The sequence below is a fragment of the Alteromonas halophila genome (assembly GCF_014651815.1).
Taxonomy (GTDB): domain Bacteria; phylum Pseudomonadota; class Gammaproteobacteria; order Enterobacterales; family Alteromonadaceae; genus Alteromonas; species Alteromonas halophila.
In genome coordinates, this window is sequence record NZ_BMXP01000022.1 from 1 (window position 1) to 1,994 (window position 1,994).

The window sequence follows — 1,994 nt, forward strand, 5'->3', positions numbered from 1 at the left end:
TTTGTTTGTGCGTGTGAGTGCGGACTTGGTTCGGATCCCTGGGGTTCGACAACCGGGCAGGAAAGCCCGGGTGCACAGCCGCAGGCTGCCCGAAGGGCGAGCGCCAGGGAAGGCGCGAGTGAATCCTTCACGTTGTCTCTGTTTTCCTGCTTATTTGCCTATCCGCACCAGTGGGGCGTTTTTGTTTGTGCGTGAAGTCAGGCGTCGACAGACAGCCATCAGTTGCAAAGGTCAGGCCCCGGTGGTAGTTTTTTGTGCACGCTTTTTTCCTAACCGGATCATGGATGACTAGCAAACGTTGTTTTCTCCTCGCCTGTTTTTTTATTTTGTGCGCGCAGGCCAGCGCGCGGGAAACGTCTGTATCAATTGTTGAACGACCCGATGACGCAAACGAACGGGTTTTCATGTCTGACAGCCCGTTACCTTATGGCAAGACCCTGTATGTCGCAGACAAGGATCCTGGCAGGGGCAGTGTCTTTTATTTTACATCTAGCCGCAGTGATGCAGATATAGTGCTAAAAAAGCCATGGGAAAGTCCCCGCGCCGCCGCATTACGTGTGTATTTCTACAATCGTGATCCTGGTTATGTGACATCGGTTTATGTCACTGACAGTTCAGTGGGTTACGGAACAACCGTTTATTTTTCAGACGATGATCCGGGCTACGGCAAGGCACTTTACGTACAGGATGAGCGACTGCGCGAAAGGAAAAAAGCGCTAGCGGTAATGCTTATGCTGCTGGGTGAACTCTAGAAAAGACGCCAACTAATAACCTGTCACTCAGCGAGTGTGTGCTACATGGCTTACAAGTAAGCAGCGATAGACTTATTCGATCATTTGTCAGGAACAGGTATGTCAGCAATACGAAAGCTTTCGATACTGTATTCATTCATGGGTTTTGTTGTGTCAGTGATATTGGTAGCGATTTTTGATCATTTCCCTGACATTCGCTTTTTGTCTGATGAAGCAATAATTTTTGGTGTGATGACAGCTACAATGCACGCAGCAATGAATAAAGCCGCCACAATAACATCGTCAGGACATACAGCAGAGTGAAAGTACCCTGACGACGGTTTAATTTTTAACGGTTGGTACAGGTTTGTCGCTGGCAAAGTGGACGCCGGTGATATTTTTATACCCTGATTTTCATTGATTGCGGTCGCTGTGTTCGCCCCGAAATAATTTGCAATATCTTTTCGCTTTTACCCCTGTGGAATTCGCGCAATAATCAGCCTGTTCCAGACAGGCATGCCACTCGGTCTGGCCTGTTTACTGGATGCGCTAATTACTGCGTCGCAATCGACAATGCCAGAGCCGGCAGACAAAACGATTCAATCAAAAGTAAGGAAGCTTTATGACAGGCTTTAGAGTACTGGCTGTGGTGTTGGGATTTGGGTTTCTCGGCATCAACCTGTGGCAGTTTTTTACGAATACCTCTGCAGCAGCAACAGGCATTGGTATTTGTATAGGTCTGTTAATCGCCATGGCGTTTATCGTTTATGGGTTCACGGGTAAAGATCTGGTAAGTGCTTTGATTACGAAACTAACCGGTTATAACTTTAATAATAAAGTTTAAAAGGAAAACTGACAGATGAAACTAGCTTGGCGAATAATACTCGCCCTGGCCCTGCTTGCAGCGGCGATTACTGCGTACAGTTATGGAAGCATCACTGGTGTATTTCTTTTTGTTATCATTGGCTTTGTGCTGGAAGGGCTGTTCTGGTTTAACCTGTTTCCCGTGCGACGACGCATAAATCATTGAGAAGGGAGGTTGAGAGAGCAAAGTGATTATGAAATGTGCAAACAGCACGTATCGCTGGCTTTTGCTCTTTACACGCTCAAAATAATCATTAAGATACCCAGCAACTTAAGGAGAGTTGGCAGAGTCCGGTTGAATGCACCTGACTTGAAATCAGGCGAAGGGTCAAACCTTCCGGGGGTTCGAATCCCTCACTCTCCGCCATATTCAAACAAAAACGCCCCGCACCAGCGGGG

5 protein-coding genes and 1 tRNA gene are annotated in these 1,994 nt (G+C 47.3%); all 6 read left to right on the forward strand.

Annotation, left to right across the window (positions count from 1 at the left end; genetic code table 11):
• The coding region (locus IE054_RS17880; RefSeq protein WP_229805255.1) for a hypothetical protein at positions 1 to 292 on the forward strand (292 nt) is incomplete at its 5' end.
• Complete coding sequence (locus tag IE054_RS17665) at positions 285 to 752, forward strand: hypothetical protein (RefSeq protein WP_189408581.1); 468 nt, start codon at positions 285 to 287, stop codon at positions 750 to 752. The genes IE054_RS17880 and IE054_RS17665, both read left to right, overlap by 8 nt.
• A 99-nt stretch (positions 753 to 851) precedes the next feature.
• Positions 852 to 1,055 (forward strand): hypothetical protein, encoded by a 204-nt coding sequence (locus tag IE054_RS17670; protein WP_189408583.1) that lies wholly within the window; start codon positions 852 to 854, stop codon positions 1,053 to 1,055.
• A gap of 298 nt (positions 1,056 to 1,353) precedes the next feature.
• Positions 1,354 to 1,575 carry a hypothetical protein gene (locus IE054_RS17675; RefSeq protein ID WP_189408584.1) on the forward strand — a complete coding sequence of 74 codons (222 nt, stop codon included), beginning with the start codon at positions 1,354 to 1,356 and terminating at the stop codon, positions 1,573 to 1,575.
• Positions 1,576 to 1,590: 15 nt separating this feature from the next.
• On the forward strand, positions 1,591 to 1,761 hold the full coding sequence (locus tag IE054_RS17680; protein WP_189408586.1) for a hypothetical protein: 171 nt from the start codon (positions 1,591 to 1,593) through the stop codon (positions 1,759 to 1,761).
• 109 nt (positions 1,762 to 1,870) lie between these two features.
• Positions 1,871 to 1,962 (forward strand) — tRNA-Ser (locus IE054_RS17685).
• Positions 1,963 to 1,994: the final 32 nt, after the last annotated feature.

Bases quoted from the DNA above. Each gene is read 5' to 3' on its own strand.
- IE054_RS17665 (WP_189408581.1), top strand. From the start codon at position 285: ATGACTAGCAAACGTTGTTTTCTCCTCGCCTGTTTTTTTATTTTGTGC.
- IE054_RS17670 (WP_189408583.1), top strand. From the start codon at position 852: ATGTCAGCAATACGAAAGCTTTCGATACTGTATTCATTCATGGGTTTT.
- IE054_RS17675 (WP_189408584.1), top strand. From the start codon at position 1,354: ATGACAGGCTTTAGAGTACTGGCTGTGGTGTTGGGATTTGGGTTTCTC.
- IE054_RS17680 (WP_189408586.1), top strand. From the start codon at position 1,591: ATGAAACTAGCTTGGCGAATAATACTCGCCCTGGCCCTGCTTGCAGCG.